Raw genomic sequence first — 20,263 nt, forward strand, 5'->3', positions numbered from 1 at the left:
CGCTTCACTCTCCCTTTGGCTGATTCACATGCTCTTCCACAATTTTCCCGTCAGACAAATGAATAACGCGGTCCGACAAACCTGCTACATTCGGATCATGTGTAGCCAGGATGAAGCTCATGTTCAGCTTGTTGCGAAGGCTGAAGATCAGGTCCAGAATCATCGCTCCGGTCTTCTGATCCAGATTGCCGGTAGGCTCGTCAGCAATAACGACCATCGGATCATTGGCAATTGCCCGGGCAATAGCAACACGCTGCTGCTGACCGCCGGACAGCTGACTGGACAGATGATTTATTCGGTCACGCATTCCGACCAGGCTGAGCAGCTCCTTCGCCCGCTGCTGCATCTGCCTCCTGCTCCTGCCTTTGACAGATATCATCGGAAGCATCACGTTCTCAAGTGCGCTCATGGTAGAAATCAGGTTATACGATTGAAAGACAAACCCGATTTTATGGGCGCGGTAACCGGCCAGCTCGGTCTCGGACAGACTGGTCACGTCCTTTTTCTCAAACAAGATCCGGCCGTCTGTCGGCTGGTCCAGCGTTCCCAGAATACCGAGCAATGTCGACTTGCCACTGCCGCTAGGACCCATTATGCTGACGACCTCGCCAGGCTGTATTTGCATCGTAATGCCTTTCAGAATATGGATCTTGCCCGCTTCCGTCTCATAGCTCTTGAAGAGCTGACGGACTTGAATGATGGACGCAGCTGCAGTCATGATTCTTCATTTCCTCCTGTTCGCTTGTTAAATTTGATCCTGCTGCACGCAAGAATGAGCATACGCAGCAGCATGACGCCGAAGATGAGCAGTATGCTTGAATAATGACCGGGCTGCCCCTGGCTCCAGGAAGCCGCAGACCGGAACAGCCCAATAGCGATGATAGTCAATACAGCTGTAACCGTGATGGCGTACATCACTGCATAAACAGCAAAAATGCGGCGTACCCGCTGGCTGAGTGCGGCTAACACATTCTTGTATTGAAGTCTGTACGATTCTCTCTTTAATATAAACGACAGAAAGAAGTATTTGGTTAATTTTTTAATTCTTGGATGTAAATTCACAATACCCAGATAATCCGTCAGCACCCAGAATCCATCATAACGGAGCAGCGGGTTGAGATTATGCAGCACATTAAAAAGTATCATGACATTCGCGTACAGGAAGGCGGAGCTTCCGGTCAACCATCCCAGGAGTCCTGCCGCACCCATAAATATAAGCTGGAAGTATACCCCTGCAAGGTTAACGACTATCCTCGGTGTTCGGGGAATCTGCCAAAGCTCGCTCAAATCCACAAAAAAAGCCGGCATCAGCATATACAGCCCTACGCCGACGTCACGGGGTTTAATCCCATAACGGAAGGCCGCGGCAATATGGCCAAGCTCGTGAATGAACAGCGACAGCAGAAACAGCGTAAAGGCCAGTACCAGCTGATATACCGATTCATACAGCGAGCCTATCCGAATGCTCTGAAGCTGAATAAGCGTCAGGCCGAGCGCTGCTGCGATCCAGATGAGACAGCCCGCTGCGGCCTTCTTACGAAACAGTGCCTGCAGCGGCCTAGCGGCCCGCTCAAAGGATGCGCCCTTCATAACCGCTGTACGGAACATGATCGCCGATTCATGACGAGGCTTTCCGGCGCATCCCTCCAGAACCCCCTTGGGCTTCAGCTGTTTATCAATGAGCTGCAGTAATTCATCCGCTGCAATCGACATATTCATTTCCAGCTCCACCCGCTCACAGATCCGTTCAACCGTATGACTGCCGTCGAGATAGCGGAACAGCTGCTCCATGCGGGAGGTAACTTTAAGCTGGAATTCATTCTCAAAGGCGAGAAGGAACATATCCCCTTCCTCGGATACATCCATCGGTATGGCCTGATAAGGAATCAGCTTGGGGAGTATCATACCCGCCCCTCCTCCTGGTTTTCCCCTAATACAACCTAAACTCCGCAATGGATGCGGAGTTTAGGCCAATCAGCAGGATAAGACCTTAAATTTGGAAGCAGCAGTCAATGCACCAAGTGATTTCAGGGCTAACAGCGTTAGTTGTTGTCATCTCGTCGCGGTTTTCCAGCTCTTCTACCTCGGATACCAGATTCGTCCACAGCTTTTCATTTTCGTTGATGGCCCGGACTTTGTACGTCATGATTGCACACCTCCTTCCCGTTCCAGATTATTTATATGAAAGGCGTTGTGGACGCCTCCCATAACGGGGGAATGAAGCCGCCTTAAGTAACAGCGGCGGATAGAAACCGGTCCTCGTTCAGCTTAATATAGGTTGAGATGGACTGGTGGGAAAAATTGCAGTACGGCTTGTTAATGGCGCCGTTGCGCATCAGATTGGAGTATGCGCAGCCGCCGCCGCAGAACATGGATATACTGCATGCGCTGCACTGCCCGGAGGCCGTAAAGTCCTGGTTCCACATGCTGTGCTTGTCCGCATCGATGTAATAGTCGGGATAGAAGGCTCCGACAGCCAGTTCTTCCCGGCCTACCGTCTCCGGACAGGCGTAGATCAAGCCCTCAGAACCAAAGGTATAGTATCTGTGGTCACGGGCACTGCACTGCTTGAAGATCGGTACAGCCGCAGGTGCCGCAGCGCTGCATGTATCGCATGGATTAGTGGACCAGCCCCTGGAGTAGATTGCCTGGCGGATTCGGGAGGTGCGCATGCGCAGGTCAGTACCGAGCGTGACATTAAATTTATCCATAAACCGGTGCATGTCCCCGAACTGCTCCTGCAGGGCGATCAGCAGATGATGCTCAGGCATGTGGCTCGGCAGGTTTTCGGCATAATGGTCGTAGACCGGCGAGATCTGCCAAGCGAACAGCTCATGTTCATGCCAGCCCCGCGACTCAATGAACTCGGCCAATTCTTCCAGATAAGCGACATTGTCCTTGTTCACATTGGTACGGAGCGCGATCTTGAAGCCGCGGCCAAGCGCAAGATCAATGTTGTTCACGATCCGGTCGAACGTGCCCTGGCCGCCTGCCGTAATGCGGCGCTTGTCATGTATATGCTTGGGGCCGTCGATGGAAATCTGGAAGAAATCCCACATCCCCTTGTATGGCTCGAAGAAATCCAGATACTCGTGCAGGAACGTCCCGTTCGTGATGGAATACGAGCGGAAGCCGTAATCTTCAATACCGCGGCGGACCACTTCATGCACCGTCTTCTTGGCAGTAGGCAGCAGCGGCTCTCCGCCATACAGCAGCATCGTATGCTGGGCATTGTGAAATCTGCCGCGGGCATTTTCCATCTCGAGAATCCGGTCAATTGCATAGAACATCCTATTGATCTCATCCCCGGTCAGCGAATGGTTGACCTTATGAATGTCATGCCCCTGGAAGCAGTAAGGACAGCGAAGGTTGCACATGTAGGTCGTGCAGACATTAAACACCACGCCGAGAGAGGAGGCCTGCAGCTTCTCACTCATCTGATCGCGCAGGGTCGTAAGCGTCTCCCACTCCTGCTCCCTGCTGGCGAATACATAGCCGCGATTGATAAAGTGAACCAGCAGCTCATCCAGTCCGGGATTCGAGTCCGGCTGCCTGCCCGCTGTCAGATCATCCAACACCGCCTTAACATCGGGCTCTATCGTATCAACTGCTCCGCTCAGCGAGTTGACGACAACATAGTTTCCGTCAGATAGTCTGTAGAACGAATTATAGGTACTTGCAATCACAATTTAGCCCTCCCCGCTCAAATCTTAATCAGTTCATCACGAATGGAGTCCAGGTAAGACATAACCTTGTCGCCCGCGTGCGTACAGTGAGGCTGATCAAGATGACCGTGCACGACCAGTGCTTCCGCTGCACATCCGCCGCCACAGATGGGGGCCGAAGAACAGCCGCGGCATTGCGGGATCGTCAGTGAGTTAAAGGCCTTCCACTTCTCCCACTTCCACTCCTTCAGTTCAAAGTCCGGGTAGTAATCGCCAATTTTAAATTCCGGTCTGCCGATTAAATCGGCACATGCATAGACATGATTGTCCGGTCCGAATGTAATCTTCCTGCCCTGGACCGACTCACAGAATACGATGTTTGGCAGGAAGGGAATCGTCTTCTGCTGAAGGTCCGGATCAAGCTTGGAGACTGCATAAATATAGCGGTACATATCCGATCCAACCAGGACTTGTTCCTGCCTTTCCAGCTCATCTAAGTTCGGGATGCTTGTGCGCAGATGCCTGAGGATTTCAATTCCCTGCATGATCGTATTGCCGGTGCTTTGGCAGGTATGGTCGGTGACAGGAGCGAAGTGGAGTTTAAAGCCGGGGCGACCGAGCATGCCAGTTTCCATGTAATGCTCAACCAGTAAAGAGACACTCTCGATGTTGGTTCGATCAATATTAATTCTGACAAGAACAGGAAGGCCACAATCCAGGGCAGCCGATATATTCTGCTCGATTCGCTGGAAGGTTCCGCTGCCGCTGGACAGAATCCGGCGCTGATCGTGAATATCCTCGGGACCGTCAACGGTTACGGTCAGCTTCATTCGGTCGCGGTATCTGGAGAGGAGGTCAAGAAAGGCGGGAAGGTGGTAGCCGTTCGTGTTGCAGCCGATCTTAAAGTCCAGCTCGACAGCTTTCTCGCAGATCTGTTCAACAATGGACCGCGTAAACGGCAGCAGCGGTTCTCCGCCGAAGAGATTGAACATGCCCTGCTTAAGCCCGCTGTCACGGTGGAAGTAATCGACAGCCCTCCAAATGGCATTCAGCTGCTCATCTGTCAGCAAGGAAAGCTTGTTGTGGATTTCGTGATTCTCGAAGCAGTAGGGGCAGCGGAAGTTGCAGGTGTAGGTCGGACAGATAACATACTGCATGACCTGCGATTTTCTGGCGAAGACCGTGGCTCGCTCCAGCAGACGCTCTTCTTCGGCATCGGAATGGTAGACATAGTTGCGGGAGTGGAGATAGGAGATTGCATCTGACTGTTCCCTCGTCATATCTTCCGGCTTCAACTCGGGCAGCTTGTGCAGGTATTGAATAAGCTCATTCGGAATTACATCAATGGCACCATTCAGCGTATTGATCACCAGCGTTTCTTCGCCAAGGGGGTATTCCAGACGATAACGGTTGCTGTGCATGATCATTACCTCTCCCTTAAGTGGAATTGAAGGGTAGTTGGGAAGATCTTCAGAAGTCAGTTCGGCCATATTACGGGTTCAAGCCGAAAGGCTTAGCTTGTTTTACCAAATATGTGGGTATAAGTGGTTTATTGTGGAATATCAATGAGGTTATTTCCATTTACTGCTGGGGCTTATATTACGCCTAATTTATCTATAAATATGTGTGATTTATCACTGATTTTTATTTTTTCTGTATATTTTCGGTTGATTACACCTTGCTGATTCTGGAATATATTCAGCTCCAATTATCAAGACAATAGAGCCAGGATGCCGGCATCCTGGCCCTGCTATTTTCTTCGTATTCCTCGCGTTATGAAGATCTGGCTCTACGCCCGGTACTCTTCGATCAGGCGCATCTTCTGCTCCCAGCACTTCGTGCTTAAGTCAACCGGATATGACTCCGGATTCAGCTTCCGCAGATACTCGGGCCAGAACATGTCCAGTTGTTCCCGGTGATAGGCACGGACCGCCTCCAAGTCAGGCAGACTCCCAACCAGCTCGCCCTTCCTGTATACTGGCTGCAGCAGCGGCTTCGCCTCGTAATTGTCCACATATTTGTGAATATACGGATGGACGGGATCAAACAGCTTGATACGCCTGCCCTCCCGCACATCCTCTTCGTCCTTCAATGCGATATAATCGGCCTCCGCCTTGCCTGTCTCACGATTAATAATCCGGTACACATCCTTGAGGCCGGGAGTCGTTACCTTCTCGGGATTGCCTGAAATCTTGATAACCGGCACCATGCCTTCTCCTGTCTCGCGCGCTACCAGCTTGTAGACACCGCCGAGTGCCGGGTTGTCCGCCGCTGTAATCAGCTGTGTTCCCACGCCCCAGACATCGATTCGCGCACCTTGAGCCTTCAGGTTGAAAATGATGTTCTCGTCGAGATCATTCGACGCGACAATCTTGACCTCCGGGAACCCGGCTTCATCAAGCATCCTCCTCGCCTTCTGCGACAGATAGGACAAGTCGCCGCTGTCGAGCCGTATCGCATTCAGCCGCTTGCCCCGCTGCTCCAGCTCCTTCGCCGTCTTAATGGCGTTCGGCAGACCGCTTCTCAGTGTGTCATACGTATCCACAAGCAGCGTAGACTGATCGGGCAGCACCTCGGCATAGCGGCTGAACGCCTCATGCTCGCTGCTGTGTGCCTGTACCCAGGCATGCGCGTGCGTCCCCTTGGCAGGAATGCCGAACAGCATGCCTGCCCGCATGTTCGAGGTGGCATCAAAGCCTGCAATATAAGCTGCACGCGCACCCCAGATGGCTGCGTCTGCCTCCTGTGCGCGCCGCGTGCCGAATTCGAGCAGAACATCATCACCGGCGACCAGCTTGACGCGCGCCGCCTTCGTCGCAACCAGCGTCTGGTAGTTCATGAAATTGAGCAGCGCCGTCTCGATCAGATGGGCCTCGAATATTGTCGCCTCCACCCGGATCAGCGGCTCATTCGGGAACACCAGCGTGCCTTCCGGCACGGCATAGAGGTCACCAGTGAAGCGGAAGCGGCGCAGGGTCTCCAGAAATTCCGGGCGGTACTGCTCCTCCTGCTGCGCCAGATAAGCGATCTCTTCATCTCCGAAGCTCAGGCCCTCGATATACTTCACAATCCTCTCCAGTCCGGCGAATACAGCAAATCCGTTGCCGAACGGCAGCTTGCGGAAGTAAACGTCGAACACCGCACGCCTGTTTCCCGTTCCCTGCACCCAGTGGGCGTACATCATATTAATCTGGTATTTGTCCGTGTGAAGCGTCAAATTGTCGTAAGCCATTCCGATTACGTCCTTTCCGCTGGTGCCATTCTTTTATGTAAAAGCCGGCCTGATGCCGGCTTCACGAGCTTCCCTGCAGGACTGACCCCATCAGCCATGAGCCCTGCTCCTGCTCCGTGCTTCGTTCTTAAACCTTGTATTCTTCTCCGCCGCACATCAGTCTCGCGCCGAGCGTATTCTGGAAGTGTCCCAGCGCCCAGTCATGGCCAAGCGGATTGAAGCTCGCTACCGCATCGGCATGCACGGTAATACTGAAGCCCTTGTTGTAGGCATCTACGGCTGTATGCAGTACGCAGATATCCGTACAAACTCCAATCAGATGCAGCTCTGTAATCCCGCGGGCGCGCAGCTGCAGCTCAAGATCAGTTCCGCAGAAGGCGCTGTAGCGGGTTTTGTCCATCCAGTAAATACGCTCTTCATGCTGGGTATATACCTCATCGAGCTTGCCGTACAGCGCACGGCCTTCCGTTCCCCGGATGTTATGGGGCGGGAACAGCTTTTGCTCCGGATGATAGATATCGCCCTCGTCATGCATGTCAACGGCCATCACTACGTAATCTCCAGCTCTGACAAAGTCCGTGGTCAGCTCTGCGATGCGCGGCTCGATCTCGATTCCCGGGTCCCCGCAGGGCAGCTTGCCCACCACAAAATCCACCGTATAGTCGATAACAATCAATGCTTTCATGCTCATCAGCCTCCTAATAAGAGTATGGGCTCACACCCTGCCCGCTTAACGATAAATGGACAGCTGCGGTTTGTAGCCGGTGAACCGGTACAGCTGGGCAGCCCGCTGGGAATAGCGGTTCGACAGCAGCGGCCGTCCTTCTGTGTCCCTCACTTCTTCAATGATCCCTTCCCGGCTCTGAGTCGATGTAATTTTACGGATGAAATTACGCTCTTCAAAGTCCGGCACAACCGTGCGGATCACCTGGTAGAGTTCGCTGATTGTGAATGCCTCCGGCAGAAACTCGCTGGCAATCGTCGTTGTTACCATCCGCTCCCGAATCCGGTTCAGCGCATCGGTCAGCACCTCCCTATGGTCGAAGGCAAGGTCCATCTCCAGCGCCTCCCCTACCGGGAACAGCCGGACATCAGCCGCATCATCGTCGGCCCGCCGGTCCGCCAGAAGGTCTTCACGAACGAGAGCGCAGAAGGCATGGGAGATAATCCAGCCGCGCGGGTCGCGGCCTGGGCTGCTGTACACATTCAGGTACTCCATATGCACATCAGCAACGCCTGTCTCTTCCCGCAGCTCGCGTCTGGCACATTCATACATGCTTTCCGACTCTGCGCAGAACCCGCCGGGCAATGCCCACTGTCCCTCGAACGGCCACTTCTTGCGCTGAATCAGCATGACCTCCAGCTCTCTGTCCGGCAGTGCCTTCTTCACCCGCTGCCGATTGTTTGATGTAATCGTGAAAATCACGATGTCAGCCGGCGCCCCATCGGGCGTCCGATACCTGGACGAACTGTAATTTGATTCGTTCTCTTCCTGCATCTCATGCACATCCATCACCTAGTCCGATTTGATACTTTCAAATTGATAATGTCATTATGACAAATTCTATACTGAAGGTCAAGTGCTTTATACCCTCTTTAGCGCATTACGATTTCATTAAGGATATAAATAACATTTTTAGGTAGTTTAGACCTATTCTTCTAACACTCTACATTCCGCTATAATCGAAACCGCACAGGTTTGGTTCTAATTTTGTAAAGCCAGGATTCTGGAGGTGGGTATTACTCAGACACCCTTATGCTGCTCGCTGCTCAGGCACCCGGTTATCATCTGAGTTGGAACAGAAGGAGAATTGTGCTGTGAAAAATGATACACCATTTATGGTTGTGGTCTTGCTGATCCTCATCTTTTTAACGGTTGATAATTTCTTTATCAGGAACGAAGCAGTCCGAGATTTCATCAATATCGCTGCGTTTGCTGTTGTCCTTCTGCTCTTCATGTTCAGACTTTCCCGCAGGAAATAGCCGAACACAATTCATTGAATATCGAGGGTATCAAGCAAGGACATTCTTTTATGAAAAGGGGTCCGTTGTCCATGAAGAAATGGGTAATCTATGCGTTATCAGCTGTTGCCTTATTCCATTTATCTCTCCCCCCATCCTTGTCAGCGATGCAGCATCCCGTCATGGAGTACATGGTTGTGTTCGAACAGGAGGAAGGTCTGCCGGCAGACTACCGGGCAGCCGTGCACAACGCAGGCGGCGTTATCGAGAAGGAGTATCCGAGGCTGGGAGCGGTCAAAGCTTCCTCAATGAGTCCCGGATTCCTGCCCGCCATACAAGCCCATCCGTCAGTTGCAAGCGCGGGTATACCGGGAATTATCAGGCCTGAGCAGCTGGAATACATAGAAATGGACAGCCCCCCGGCTGCAGAGGCTGCTGGCGGGCATGATTTGTATGAGACCTACCAGTGGGATATCAAGCAGGTGACCGGAGACGGTGCATCTTGGAAGATGCAGGGCGGTACCGGGCATTCGGTCGACGGGCGCCCTGTCGTGATTGCCGTTGTGGATACTGGCATTGACTACACGCACCCTGACCTCAGCGGCAGTTACCTGTACGGCAAATCCTTCGTTGACAATGAGCCAAGCCCCCGTGACTTTAGCGGCCACGGAACCATGGTTGCGGGGATGATTGCGGCCAATGGAAGAGTAATGGGGGTCGGTCCTGACCTGAAGCTCGCCTCCTACCGGGTCTTCGGACAGCTGAACAGCGCGACTACTTTCGAAATCGCGGAAGCCGTTATGACAGCCGCAGACGACCAGGCTGATGTGATCAATCTGTCGCTCGGCGGCTACATCTGGGTCAAGAACCCGGAGCAGAACGAGAAGGAGAACAGAGCCGAGCTTAAGATGTTCCGCCGGGCAATCAAATACGCGATCAAGAAAGGCGTAGTAGTCGTCAACTCGGCCGGCAATCTTGGTGCGGATGTATCCGATCCCCATCAGTTAACCCGCCTGCTCTACGGAGAAGATGCCAGCGGTAAAACCTACCGCAACCCTGACCACAAGGATATGATTGTTGTTTCTTCCGGAACGTATGATCAGCAGCTGGCTTCCTATTCCAACTTCGGGCGTAATGTCATTGATGTCATGGCCCCGGGCGGCGAGAAGAATCCAGGTGTGCTCTGTGTATCCACCTCTCTTAACGGCCGTTATGGACAAGCCTTCGGCACATCTCTTGCTGCCCCTAAGGTATCGGCCCTTGCCGGTGTCATTATTGCGAGCCAGGGCAAGAAGGCGCTCAAGCCCGGAGAAGTGGCGAAGATCATCGCGAAGTCGTCCAAGGATCTATTTGACAAGGGTAAGGACGAATTTTCCGGTTATGGTCTTATCGATGCCGTTAAGGCACTTTCATACAGTGATGCGAAAGCGGCTTGATTCGAGCCGAAAGAACCGGCCCTTCATAAGGACCGGTTTTTTGGGCTTTGGGATTATCCCTTTGAACCTTTTATATTTTGTAACGTCTAACTACTAAGGGTAATTAGCCTCCCGGGGGTGAATCTGCCGGTATGGGATCAAGCTGATCACGGCTTGTTGGCGTACCTTCGGAATATGATCTCGGTGGGACTACGGGGAGGGAAATTTCATGAGTAAGAAAGTCAGGCTGCTGCTTCCGAATATCATTGCGGGACTAATCTGTTCGGTTGTGTGGACGGCGGTCGGAATCGTCCTTTATCTAAGTGCGATTGCCCGTCTTTCTGGCTATAGTTCTGTAATCCTGTTTCTGTCTATACTGTGGGGTATTCCCGCACTTGCAGCGGCTTACGGCATATTCTTCGCCAAGCAACCGGAGGTTAAAATTCTGCTGCCATCACTGCTGGTCGGCACAATAGTGTTTACATTGATCATCGACCATTATTGACTAAAGACTTGCAGGCTCGAGTCAGGCTGATCGACACCCGGAAATTCTGCCCTGAAAGGTCACAATATGACCTGAGACCATGGCTGTGGCTAACGTGCGGCGTTCGGAGGCCATGAGTACACTTATTGGGCATAATGGGCTGATCGTGGGGAGGGAGGGGAACATGATAACCCGAACCCATGACTTAGGTAACGTCCAGCGGCCATGACTATGCTTAGTGAACATGGCCTGGTCGGGGTAACTTGTGCTGGGCTAACAAGTGTGCAGCACTGAGGTTTGAGGTTCAGCGGAAATACCTGCAAAATTACATCCTTTCACCGGTTTAAAGTCCCCATATGGCAAAATACCTGCGAAATTACATCCTTTTTCACTCTGCTTATCCGTTTCAGCCTGCCCCTTCAATAATACCTGCACTTTTGCAGGAATTTACGTACAGGGCCAAGGGCGACACACAATACCTGCACTTTTGCAGGAATTCCCACACACAGCCAATTGCCGCGCACAAAGCCTGCACACTAGCAGGAATTTACGCACACAGCCAATAGCCGCACACAAAGCCTGCACATTAGCAGGAATTTACGCACACAGCCAATAGCCGCACACAAAGCCTGCACATTTGCAGGTTTTCTGGCTATGCAGATCATGCAGGCAGCTCGTATGAATTAGAAGGCAGTCGTTTCAAGCGCCATAACCGAATGGATTGACCCTCCCCATCATCTATCCACTTCGCCCCCTCTACGCCAAAAAAAGCCCCGCATACCATTCAAGGTATGCAGGACTTTTCCGGACAAGGCAGCTGCTGTCCACCCCGCCTTCACCACGGCCTTCACCATAGCCTTCAACACAGTCTTCATCACGGCCTTCACCACGGCCTTCACCACGGCCTTCAACACAGCCTTCATCTCACGTTACTTCATTATCCCCAGGTCATCACGGTCTGCTTAGCCGTGAGGTACGCGCCGAGCTTGCCGGTGATTTGGCCGTAGACCTCATCCATGTGCTCCAGAATATAAAAATGATTGCCGGGATAGGTGATAAACTCGCAATCCTGCAACGTTTTCTTCATCCACGGCTCAACCTCCTCCCGGCTTACCGTATCCTGCGAGCTGTACAGAACCGTAAACGGACAGTCGAGAGGAGCATAGTCCGCTGCCTTATGATTCTCGAGCAGCCGGAAGTCCGAGCGCAGGATCGGCAGCACGTAAGCCCTCAACGCTTCATCTGCGAAGACCTCGGCAGGCGTGCCGCCATAAGCCATGATCTTGGCCATGAACGCCTCGTCAGACAGATGGGCGACAGGCTCTCGTGTACTGAACGACTGTGGACAGCGCGTTGAGGACAGAAACAGATGCTCCGGCTGCCGGTACCCGGCAGCTGTCAGCCTGCAGGCCGTCTCATAAGCGAGCAGCCCGCCCATGCTGTGACCGAACAGGGCATAGACGCCACTCCGGTTATGCAGCTCCACATAATTACATGCCTCGTCCACCGCTTCAGACAGTGTGTCGTAATGCGGGTCCCCTACCCGGCTGCCCCGGCCTGCAAGCTCCACCGGGTGAAGGGCCAGCCCACTGCGAAGCGCCGGCCATTTCTTATAAAACATCGCCGAGCCGCCGGCATACGGGAAACAGAAAACATCAATACCAGCCATTCTATCTCTCCTTTATCCCACCGTTATGAACTTGGAGCCCATCTCCTCTACCATCGCCTTACTGATCAGCTGCAGGCCTTCCATTAACAGCTCGGATTCGATGGTGAGCGGCGGCATGATTTTGAGCACCGTATCATTTCGTCCGCTTCTCTCCATTATAAGGCCATTCTGGAAGCATTGCTCGGCTATCCGCTTGGCTGCTTCGGCGCCGCCGGCATTTTTCACATCAATGCCCCAGAACAGTCCCAGGCCGCGGATTTCCACCTCGCCGTCCAGCTCTTCCGCCATGCTGTGCAGATAATCCCGCACGATCTCGCCCTTGCGGATGACTTCCTGTTCAAGCCCTGCCTGCTCCCGGAACTGCAGCGCAGCCGTGGCCGCCGTGAAGGCCAGCTGATTGCCGCGGAATGTGCCGTTATGCTCACCCGGCTTCCAGATGTCGAGCTCCGGCTTCAGCAGAACAAGCGCCAGCGGCAGTCCGTACCCGCCGATCGACTTGGACAGCAGCACGATGTCCGGCGTAATGCCCGCCCGCTCGAAGGAGAAGAACGGTCCGATCCGGCCGCAGCCGACCTGAATGTCGTCGCAGATCAGCAGGATATCATGGTCGTCGCACAGCTTGCGCAGGCGGATCATCCACTCAGCCGGAGCCGGATACACACCGCCCTCTGCCTGCACCGATTCGAACAGAATGGCGGCTGGCTTCTCTATACCGCTGTTCTCATCGCTCAGCACATGCTCCATATAGGCAATGCTGTCAAGGCCCTCCATGCCGCCGGCCGGGTACGGCACCAGCGTCACACCCTGCAGCGGGATGCCTGCCGCCTGGCGGCAGTACAGGTTGCCTGTCGCGGCCAGGCTGCCGAGGGACATGCCGTGGAACCCGCCCATAAAGGCGAAGATATTCGTCCGCCCCTTCACCCTCCGAGCCAGCTTCATTGCCGCCTCTACTGCGTTGGTGCCTGTCGGGCTGCAGAACTGCAGCTTGTAGTCAAGCTTGCGCGGCTTCAGCACGAGGTCGGCGAAGGTTTGAATAAACTCTCTCTTGACCGTCGTGTACATGTCCAGCCCGTGCGTCACATAGTCCCCCTGGAGGTGGGCGAGCAGGCGGCTTTTGATAAAATCGTTGTTATGGCCGTAATTGAGCGCTCCGGCTCCCGCGAAAAAATCGATATAGCTGCGGCCGGCTTCATCTTGAAGGACGGCATTTTTAGCTGTGCGGAATACCACCGGGAAGGATCTGCAGTAGGACCTGACATTCGATTCGTGCTTCTCGAACATATCCATCATTATCACTCGTTTCCTTATAATTTTGGTATTAAGCCATTACATTGAGCAGCTCAATCTGTTGATCCCTGCATGCATTCACGATGTCCTGCGGCCACACCGACATCTGCACCTGCCCGATATGCGATTTGCGCAGCAGCAGCATGGCTACCCTCGACTGCCCGATACCCCCGCCCATTGTATAGGGAAGCTCGCCGCCGAGCAGCATCTGGTGAAAAGGAAGCTCCATCCGCTCCGCACAGCCGCTGTCCTTAAGCTGCCGCACAAGCGACTCCTCATCGACACGGATGCCCATGGAGGAAATTTCGAAGGCCATTTCCAGCACGGGGTTCCAGACGATGATGTCGCCGTTCAGCTGCCAGTCATCGTAATCCGGGGCCCGGCCGTCATGCGGCTGGCCGGAAGCCAGCCTGCCGCCAACCTGCATCAGGAAGACCGCCCCCTTCTCCCTGGCGATCAGCTGCTCCCGCTCCTTCGGCGTCGTACCAGCTCCGAAGCGGTCCTCAAGCTCCTGCGAGGTCACGAAGCTGATGGCCTCAGGCAGGAACGGCGGAAGCAGCGGGTCAAGCGCAGCAAGCTCTGCCTCCGTCTCCTTCAGCGCTTCGTAGATCAGCTGAACCTTGGACTTCAAGGTATCCTCGCTGCGCTGCTGCTTCGAAATAACCAGCTCCCAGTCCCACTGGTCAACCAGCAGCGAATGAAGCGGGCTGAGCTCTTCATCACGGCGGATCGCGCGCATATCGGCATAGAGCCCCTCGCCCGGCTGGAGCCCGTAGTAACGGGCGGCAAGCCGCTTCCATTTGGCCAGGGACTGGACGACCTCAAGGCTCATGTCCTTACAGCCAGCCGCGTCGAACGATACGGACCGTTCCCAGCCGTTCAGGTTGTCGTTAATACCTGTGCTGCCCGCCACAAACAGCGGCGCCGAGACCTTCATCAGGTTAAGCTTGCTGCCAAGCTTGTGCTCGAACAAGCTTTTGGCTGTGAAGATCGCTCTTTCCGTCGCTTTTGCCGAATCTGTCCGCGTGAGAACTGCCTGCGCTTGATTTGCCATTATGGACGCACCCCAAACCTTCAATAATTTTTTGTGCAACTAGTCCGCTACCGTCTCCTGCTCCTGCTTCTTCTTCCAGGGCTTGTACAGGAGCAGCATCGTAACTACGGTCAGAACAATCGCAATCAACGGGAAAATAATCAGAATCCAGCTCTTTACTTCATCAAAGTGCTCCAGCGATATCCGGCCCCCATATCTGGTGTTGGCCAGGTAGGCAAGGCCGATTACACTGCAGATAATATAGTAGAGAATTGCAAACCCGATAAAAGCGGCCGTTTTCTGCGCGGTGCGCATGCGCACTGACACCTCCTGCAGGGCCCGCCGGTCCAGCCCCTTATACGGGCTGGCCGGCTGCCTCTTTGTGTTGGATAAGTTCCTGCATCGTTGCGGCAAGCCCGGCGACATAAGGTGCGGTAAATATGGAGTAGTGGTCACCTTCTGCGGTGTACGTCCTCACCTGCCCGCTGCCTCCCGCACTCCACCGCGCAGCATCAAGGTCAGCAGATGCCGCAGCAATGATAAGATCAGGCGTGCAGTGCTGCAAAGGCTGCAGGCTGTAGCGTGCGAACGCGGCGGTCAAGCTGCGGATCATGTGGACATAAGGCAGCAGCTTGCCGAGACTGAGCTGGTCAAAATGCGGGATCGTCTGGCGGATATCTTCATCTGCCAGCAGCTTGATGCCTGCCAGCAGCTCATCCCTGTGCTCATGCTGCTCGACCGTCTGGATCACATGGGTCCATACCTCCTCCATCGTGCGGCAGGAGCCCATCAGGCCCGTCTCCTTGAAGATGTTCATGCCATCCATCCGGCTCAGCAGATCACCTGCCAGCTCCAGCTCGGTTTCCAGGCTGAACTCCACCTCGACCGGCGCAGCCGGATCTGCGGCAGCAGGTGCATGCGAATCGATTAGAACCAGCCGTTCCACCTGCTGTCCCCTGGCTTCCAGCAGCCTCGCCACCTCGTATCCGATCGTGCCTCCAAGGCTCATGCCCACAATGGTATAGGAGCCATGCGGCTGGATTTCCGCCATATATCCCGCATAGGCCGCTGCAAGCTCTTCAATGGAGAGCTGCTTCGGACTTGGCTGCTCCCACGGCGGAAGCTGGATTCCCCAGTAATTCGCGTCGTCCGGCAGCAGGTTGACAAGCGGGATGTAGACAGTGACATCTCCGCTGCCTCCGTGAATCATGAACACATGGCGGTTCTGATCCTTCCCCTTCTTCAGCAGGACCAGATGCTGATGCTGTCTATGCCGGTCCTCTCGTACCTTGTGCATCTCAATATAGGCAGCCAGCTCCCGGATGGTCGGCCGCAGGAAGACCTCCTGCAGCGGAAGGCTGATGCCCAGCACCCGGGATATCTCATCGCTCAGCGCCATGGCCTTCAGGGAATGGCCTCCGGATTCGAAGAAGTGGTCGTCAATTCCCGCCCTGCTGATGCCAAGCACATCCTGCCATATTCCCGACAGCACCACTTCAGCCTCGCTCTGCGGCGCTGCATAGGGAGCACCTGTCTGCACATGGTCCTGCGGGGCCGGCAGAGCCTTGCGGTCCACCTTGCCGTTGCCCGTCATCGGGATGGATGCAAGAAGAACGAAGTAAGACGGAATCATGTAGTCCGGTACCGCCGCCTTCAGATAGCTCCTCAGCTCAGATGCTCCTGCGGCCTGCTGGGATGAAACTGCTGCGGATTTGCCGGCTGCCGCTGTGTAATAAGCGCACAGGTATGCCTGCCCGTCTCCGTCATCACGGGCGAGCACGACCGTCTCCTGTACGGCTTCATGCCGCAACAGTGCCGCCTCCACCTCCGCCAGCTCGATGCGGTGGCCGCGGATTTTGACCTGATGATCAATCCGCCCCATGTACGCCAGCTCGCCATCCGGCAGACGCTTCGCCAGGTCGCCTGACTTGTACAGCCGCTCACCCGGCACGAACGGGCTCTCGATGAACCGCTCCGCGGTCAGCTCAGGCCGGTTCAGGTAACCGCGGCAGACGCCTTCGCCACCGACGTACAGCTCGCCTGTCACGCCGATTGGCACCGGCTTCAGCTGCCCGTCGAGCACATAGGCCGTCAGCGTCGGGATCGGCATCCCGATGCTGTCCGAGTTCGCTTCGATCTCCGCTTCTGTGACCGCCTTGTACGTCACATGCACCGTGGTTTCCGTTATGCCGTACATGTTGACCAGCTGCGTATCCGGGTAGCGGGCATGGAACGGCTTCAGCAGCAGCGGCTTCAATGCTTCGCCTCCGAAGATGATGTACCGCAGCTTCAGCTGCCGCTCATGACGCGCTTCCTCCTGCAGCAGCTGGTAGAACGCCGTCGGCGTCTGGTTCAGCACGGTCACCTGCTCTTCGGCGAGCAGCTGCCGGAACGCCTGCGGATTGACCGCCGTCTCACGCGGCACCACCACCAGCGTGCCGCCGTACAGCAGCGCGCCGTACATTTCCCATACCGAGAAGTCGAAGCAGTACGAGTGGAACATCGTCCACACATCCCGCTCGCTGAAATCAAACAGGTTGCGCTCATTGTGCAGCAGCCTCACCACATTCCGGTGCTCCAGCATCGCGCCCTTCGGCCTGCCCGTCGTGCCCGAGGTGTAGATGATGTACGCCAGATCGGACGGCTCATTGACTGGCTCAGGATTAGCGGCAGCTCTCGCCGCAGCGGCTTCAAGCCCTGATGCCCCCGTCCATTCAAGCTCCAGCTCGTCCAGCCTGAGCACCTGCCCCGCGAACGATTCCGGCACTTGACCAGAGCCATCGGTCAGCAGCCATGCCGCACTGCTGTCCTCCAGCATATACTGCACCCTCTCCTGCGGGTACGAAGGATCGACCGGCAGGTAAGTCCCTCCTGCCTTCAGCACGGCCAGCAGCGCCGTCACCATCGACGCCGAGCGGTCCGACATAACAGCCGCGATGGTTCCCCGGCCCGCACCGCCGGCACGCATACGATGCGCCAGCGCGTTCGCCCGGCTGTTCAGTTCCCGGTAGGTCAGGCGCCGGCCTTCATGCACCAGCGCCGTCCGGTCCGCCCAGAGCGCCGCCTGCTCCTCGAAGATCTGATGGATCGTCTTGCTGCGGGGATATTCCGCCGCCGTCCTGTTCCAGCCATACAGCAGGTTATGTTCTTCTGCCTCTGACAGCACAGCAATATCCTGCAGCGGCATGTCCGGATTGCCCGCAATCTGCTCCAATACCCGCGTGTAGTACCCTGCCAGCCGCTCAGCCGTCTCCTGCCGAAACAGCCGGGTGCTGTATTCCAGACTGAACCCGATCGAACCGTCCTGCCCGTTCTCCACTGCACTTAGCGTCAGATCGAACTTGGCCATCCGGTACTCAAGCGGGTAAGGCTGGAAGGAGAGGCCGTAGTCGCGGCCCTCCGCCTCCCCGGCATTTTGCATGACAAACATCGTCTCAAAGACCGGGTTGCGGCTCATGTCGCGCTCCACCCGCAGCCGGGTTGCCAATTCCTCGAACGGATAATCCTGATTCTCGAAGGCGGCAAGCACATGATCCTTCATCTTCCCGGCGAATGAGCGGAAGCTCTGACCAGCTGCTGGTCTGCTGCGCAGAGCCAGCGTGTTGACGAACATGCCGAACACCTGCTCAAGCTCCGCTTGCGGCCGTCCCGCCGTCGGCACGCCGGTGATGATATCAGCCTGGCCCGAGCATTTGCTGAGCATGACATGATAAGCGGACAGCAGCATAATGAAGAGCGTAGCGTGCTGGTCAGCCGCCAGATTACTGATACGGGCAGCCAGCTCAGGCTCCAGCCTGAAGGATAGCGTAGCCCCTTCGAAGCTTTTCACAGCCGGGCGCGGGTAATCCGCCGGAAGCTGCAGCTGCGGCAGCTCGCCATCCAGCACGGACAGCCAGTACCGCTCCTGCTCAGCAAGCCGTTCACGCTGCTTCGGCTGCTGCTGCCATACCGCATAGTCCTTGTACTGGACAGCCAGCGGCGCAAGGGCTTCCCCGTTGTAGAGACGGTTGAACTCCTCCACCAGCACATTCATGGATACGCCGTCCGAAATGATATGGTGAAAATCCGCCAACAGAATATAGCGTTCCTCCGCACATTGAATCCAGCCGGCCCGCATAAGCGGAGCTTCACTGAGATCAAATGGCTGAATGAAGCTCTCCACAAGCTCTCTCACCTTGGCCTGCTCCTCACTGCAGCTGAGGCCCGCAGGCAGTGCAGCCAGCTTCATCTCCAGCTCGGCAGACTCGTGAATTCGCTGGACGGGCTCCTTATTCACCATATGGAACGATGTCCGGAGCGCTTCATGCCGCTCTATGAGCTGCCGGAATACACGCTTCACCCGCTGCGTGTCGAGCATGCCCGTCACTTCCACAACGGCGGGCATGTTATAACCGGTCTGTCCCGGATTCATCTGCTGGAGCAGATACATCCTGCGCTGGGCGTAAGACAGCGGATAATGCGGCTGCTTCGGCGCCTGCGGGATACGGGTGTACGCTTCACCGTGCCCTGCAGCCTGGTCGATGTATGCCGCCTGCATGTGCAGCAGCGGACGGGCGAACACCTCCCGCAGCGGCAGCTCTGCGCCCAGCTCCTTGTGGATGCGCGACACCAGCGTCATCGCCTTCAGCGAGTGGCCGCCCGCTTCGAAGAACGACTGCTCCCGGCCTGCTTCCACTACGCCGAGCACTTCCTGCCAAATCGCCGCCAGCTTCCGCTCCGTCTCCGTGCGCGGCGGGCCTCCCGCCATGCCGCCGCCCAAGGCCAGCTCCGGCTTCGGCAGCGCCTTGCGGTCGATCTTGCCGTTTGGCGACAGCGGCAGCTCCGCCAGCACCTGCACCGATGCCGGCACCATATACTCCGGCAGATGCCGCGCCAGGTATGCCTTCAGCTCCGCCGTCTCCGGCGCCGCCTCGCCCGCGGCTGTCACATACGCCGCCAGCTGCTTCACGCCCTGCCCATCCTCCACATCCAGCACGACCGCTTCCTTCACCCCTACATGCTCGACCAGTCGGGCTTCGATCTCGCCCAGCTCGATCCGGAAGCCCCGGATCTTCACCTGATAATCCTTCCGGCCGTAGAATTCGATATTGCCGTCCGGCAGCCACCGTCCGAGGTCTCCCGTCCGGTACATCCGCACGCCCTCCTCTTCCCTGAACGGGTCTTCCAGGAATACCGCCGCTGTCCGCTCGGGGTCGCGCAGGTAGCCGCGTCCCACCCCAATGCCCGAGACGCAGATTTCGCCGATTGTTCCGACCGGACACAGCCGCAGCTGGTCGTCCACGATGTAGATCCGCATATTGCGGATCGGTCTGCCAATCGGCACCGGCTCGCTCTCCGGCGGCTTGTCCATCACATACTGGCTGATGTCATCTGCCGCTTCGGCCGGGCCGTAGGCATTCACCATCCGGATGTCCGGGCACAGCCCGAACCACCGCCGCACCATCGCCGGCTTCACTGTCTCCCCGGTGATCATCAGGTACTTCAGGTCCGGCAGCCGGACGCCGGTGTCTTCCATG

17 protein-coding genes are annotated in these 20,263 nt (G+C 55.9%); 3 read left to right on the forward strand and 14 right to left on the reverse strand.

The annotated features are described in order from the left end of the window. Window positions 1-4: 4 nt before the first annotated feature. From DNH61_RS16315 to DNH61_RS16345, 8 genes are all read right to left on the reverse strand, one after another. Window positions 5-718, reverse strand: a complete 714-nt coding sequence (locus DNH61_RS16315) for an ABC transporter ATP-binding protein (protein ID WP_111147752.1) — start codon at window positions 716-718, stop codon at window positions 5-7. Beyond that, window positions 715-1,905 (reverse strand): zinc metalloprotease, encoded by a 1,191-nt coding sequence (locus tag DNH61_RS16320; RefSeq protein ID WP_111147753.1) that lies wholly within the window; start codon window positions 1,903-1,905, stop codon window positions 715-717. Before DNH61_RS16320 ends, DNH61_RS16315 begins: the two co-directional genes overlap by 4 nt. Before the next feature lie 85 nt (window positions 1,906-1,990). Continuing rightward, complete coding sequence (locus DNH61_RS26450) at window positions 1,991-2,146, reverse strand: hypothetical protein (RefSeq protein WP_181438743.1); 156 nt, start codon at window positions 2,144-2,146, stop codon at window positions 1,991-1,993. A gap of 82 nt (window positions 2,147-2,228) precedes the next feature. Then, window positions 2,229-3,686 carry a radical SAM/SPASM domain-containing protein gene (locus DNH61_RS16325; RefSeq protein ID WP_111147754.1) on the reverse strand — a complete coding sequence of 486 codons (1,458 nt, stop codon included), beginning with the start codon at window positions 3,684-3,686 and terminating at the stop codon, window positions 2,229-2,231. A 17-nt stretch (window positions 3,687-3,703) separates the two neighbouring features. Further along, a complete protein-coding gene (locus DNH61_RS16330; RefSeq protein ID WP_111147755.1) occupies window positions 3,704-5,086 on the reverse strand; it encodes a radical SAM/SPASM domain-containing protein in 1,383 nt (460 codons plus the stop codon). A gap of 368 nt (window positions 5,087-5,454) precedes the next feature. Next, a complete protein-coding gene (locus DNH61_RS16335; protein WP_111147756.1) occupies window positions 5,455-6,897 on the reverse strand; it encodes a nicotinate phosphoribosyltransferase in 1,443 nt (480 codons plus the stop codon). Window positions 6,898-7,024: 127 nt separating this feature from the next. After that, window positions 7,025-7,582, reverse strand: coding sequence for a cysteine hydrolase family protein (locus DNH61_RS16340; RefSeq protein WP_111147757.1), 558 nt, complete (start codon window positions 7,580-7,582; stop codon window positions 7,025-7,027). 45 nt (window positions 7,583-7,627) lie between these two features. Then, window positions 7,628-8,395, reverse strand: coding sequence for an NUDIX hydrolase (locus DNH61_RS16345; protein WP_111147758.1), 768 nt, complete (start codon window positions 8,393-8,395; stop codon window positions 7,628-7,630). Between the two features lie 320 nt (window positions 8,396-8,715). Here DNH61_RS16345 and DNH61_RS26455 point away from each other — a divergent pair, with 320 nt between their 5' ends. The 3 genes from DNH61_RS26455 to DNH61_RS16355 all read left to right on the forward strand — a co-directional run bounded on the left by DNH61_RS26455 (window position 8,716) and on the right by DNH61_RS16355 (window position 10,779). After that, entirely contained in the window at window positions 8,716-8,880 is a 165-nt protein-coding gene (locus DNH61_RS26455; RefSeq protein ID WP_181438744.1) for a hypothetical protein, read from the forward strand. 71 nt (window positions 8,881-8,951) lie between these two features. Beyond that, window positions 8,952-10,295, forward strand: a complete 1,344-nt coding sequence (locus tag DNH61_RS16350; RefSeq protein ID WP_181438745.1) for a S8 family serine peptidase — start codon at window positions 8,952-8,954, stop codon at window positions 10,293-10,295. A gap of 208 nt (window positions 10,296-10,503) precedes the next feature. Continuing rightward, on the forward strand, window positions 10,504-10,779 hold the full coding sequence (locus DNH61_RS16355) for a hypothetical protein (RefSeq protein ID WP_111147760.1): 276 nt from the start codon (window positions 10,504-10,506) through the stop codon (window positions 10,777-10,779). Window positions 10,780-11,492: 713 nt separating this feature from the next. Here DNH61_RS16355 and DNH61_RS16360 read toward each other — a convergent pair. The 6 genes from DNH61_RS16360 to DNH61_RS16385 form a co-directional block, all read right to left on the reverse strand. Then, entirely contained in the window at window positions 11,493-11,681 is a 189-nt protein-coding gene (locus DNH61_RS16360; protein WP_111147761.1) for a hypothetical protein, read from the reverse strand. A gap of 14 nt (window positions 11,682-11,695) precedes the next feature. Further along, window positions 11,696-12,427, reverse strand: a complete 732-nt coding sequence (locus DNH61_RS16365) for a thioesterase II family protein (RefSeq protein WP_111147762.1) — start codon at window positions 12,425-12,427, stop codon at window positions 11,696-11,698. 12 nt (window positions 12,428-12,439) lie between these two features. Further along, the gene (gene ectB / locus DNH61_RS16370) at window positions 12,440-13,714 is read right to left on the reverse strand and encodes a diaminobutyrate--2-oxoglutarate transaminase (RefSeq protein ID WP_111147769.1); all 1,275 of its coding nucleotides are present in this window, start codon (window positions 13,712-13,714) and stop codon (window positions 12,440-12,442) included. Between the two features lie 31 nt (window positions 13,715-13,745). After that, window positions 13,746-14,768, reverse strand: a complete 1,023-nt coding sequence (gene asnA / locus DNH61_RS16375) for an aspartate--ammonia ligase (protein ID WP_111147763.1) — start codon at window positions 14,766-14,768, stop codon at window positions 13,746-13,748. 39 nt (window positions 14,769-14,807) lie between these two features. Then, on the reverse strand, window positions 14,808-15,062 hold the full coding sequence (locus DNH61_RS16380) for a hypothetical protein (protein ID WP_111147764.1): 255 nt from the start codon (window positions 15,060-15,062) through the stop codon (window positions 14,808-14,810). A gap of 40 nt (window positions 15,063-15,102) precedes the next feature. After that, window positions 15,103-20,263, reverse strand: a 5,161-nt coding sequence (locus tag DNH61_RS16385; protein WP_111147765.1) for a non-ribosomal peptide synthetase, incomplete at its 5' end; no start/stop codon positions are given.

It is taken from the genome of Paenibacillus sambharensis (assembly GCF_003233845.1).
GTDB lineage: Bacteria > Bacillota > Bacilli > Paenibacillales > Paenibacillaceae > Paenibacillus_I > Paenibacillus_I sambharensis.

Excerpts from the sequence above, each read along its gene's own strand:
- DNH61_RS16380 (WP_111147764.1), bottom strand. The coding sequence starts at position 15,062 with ATGCGCACCGCGCAGAAAACGGCCGCTTTTATCGGGTTTGCAATTCTC.
- DNH61_RS16345 (WP_111147758.1), bottom strand. The coding sequence starts at position 8,395 with ATGCAGGAAGAGAACGAATCAAATTACAGTTCGTCCAGGTATCGGACG.
- DNH61_RS16365 (WP_111147762.1), bottom strand. The coding sequence starts at position 12,427 with ATGGCTGGTATTGATGTTTTCTGTTTCCCGTATGCCGGCGGCTCGGCG.
- DNH61_RS16340 (WP_111147757.1), bottom strand. The coding sequence starts at position 7,582 with ATGAAAGCATTGATTGTTATCGACTATACGGTGGATTTTGTGGTGGGC.
- DNH61_RS26450 (WP_181438743.1), bottom strand. The coding sequence starts at position 2,146 with ATGACGTACAAAGTCCGGGCCATCAACGAAAATGAAAAGCTGTGGACG.
- DNH61_RS16355 (WP_111147760.1), top strand. The coding sequence starts at position 10,504 with ATGAGTAAGAAAGTCAGGCTGCTGCTTCCGAATATCATTGCGGGACTA.
- DNH61_RS16330 (WP_111147755.1), bottom strand. The coding sequence starts at position 5,086 with ATGCACAGCAACCGTTATCGTCTGGAATACCCCCTTGGCGAAGAAACG.
- DNH61_RS16360 (WP_111147761.1), bottom strand. The coding sequence starts at position 11,681 with ATGAAGGCTGTGTTGAAGGCCGTGGTGAAGGCCGTGGTGAAGGCCGTG.
- asnA (WP_111147763.1), bottom strand. The coding sequence starts at position 14,768 with ATGGCAAATCAAGCGCAGGCAGTTCTCACGCGGACAGATTCGGCAAAA.
- DNH61_RS16350 (WP_181438745.1), top strand. The coding sequence starts at position 8,952 with ATGAAGAAATGGGTAATCTATGCGTTATCAGCTGTTGCCTTATTCCAT.
- DNH61_RS16335 (WP_111147756.1), bottom strand. The coding sequence starts at position 6,897 with ATGGCTTACGACAATTTGACGCTTCACACGGACAAATACCAGATTAAT.
- ectB (WP_111147769.1), bottom strand. The coding sequence starts at position 13,714 with ATGGATATGTTCGAGAAGCACGAATCGAATGTCAGGTCCTACTGCAGA.
- DNH61_RS16320 (WP_111147753.1), bottom strand. The coding sequence starts at position 1,905 with ATGATACTCCCCAAGCTGATTCCTTATCAGGCCATACCGATGGATGTA.
- DNH61_RS16315 (WP_111147752.1), bottom strand. The coding sequence starts at position 718 with ATGACTGCAGCTGCGTCCATCATTCAAGTCCGTCAGCTCTTCAAGAGC.